Here is a 774-nt window from a genome sequence, read left to right as displayed (position 1 = left end):
TTTGGTAAATTCACTCTCATCTCTACGAAATGTTGGAGGAGGATTCGCAATTACAAATGAAACCGTATCTCCATTATTAAGTCTCCACAATCTTTTAGTAGGTAGAGATTTTGTAATAAATTGATGAATCCTCCTAAAAGAAATTCCAAATGCAAATGAAATTATTGTTGTAATTAAACCTATTACTGTGTCGAGAAAGTATGATGGCATAATTACCTCCGAAAAATAGTAGAATTAAGATATAATCTTAATTTGGTTAAGGTTAACAATCGAACTGTATAAAAGTATACTGTATTTGTTTATTTAAGAAAATAAATATTAATAATGTTATTATTTTTCTTCATAGATTTCAAAATTATAGAAGAAAGCTGCAATTATGTTTAGGAAATTAGTAACAGTTTTTCAGACAAATACCGTTAAGTGATGTACTTCCTTTAATAAGAAATTTGAAAAGGTAGAATTAATCATTATTGATGAAATAGGTTATCTACATTTAGCAAGGAAGGCTTGGAACTACTATTTAAGCTAATTACTAATTGATATAAACGCAAAAAGCCTGATAATCACTTCTAGCCTTGAATTTTGTTGATGGAATCAGATTTTTATTGATTCTAGACTAACGGTTATATTAGTGGATTGTTTAATTTATCATGCTCACGTATTAACGTTTAATGGTAGATATCCACTTTTACTCATCATTCAGAATCAAACAAACGTTCGTTTAAAATCTACATTTTGAATGTCAGAGTAGTACAGATTGCTAATTTATTTTTT

Annotated in this window: 1 protein-coding gene; it reads right to left on the bottom strand. The window is 27.6% G+C overall.

Going from position 1 to position 774, the window contains the following annotated elements:
* Positions 1 to 210: hypothetical protein (locus tag V7112_RS05195; RefSeq protein ID WP_335416401.1), on the bottom strand; the 210-nt coding region annotated here is incomplete at its 3' end.
* Positions 211 to 774: the final 564 nt, after the last annotated feature.

Source organism: Bacillus sp. JJ1566 (assembly GCF_036962685.1).
In the GTDB taxonomy this organism is placed as follows: domain Bacteria; phylum Bacillota; class Bacilli; order Bacillales; family Bacillaceae_L; genus Ferdinandcohnia.
Note: the sequence above shows the minus strand (reverse complement) of the source record. Positions and strands in the feature narration are given on the sequence as shown.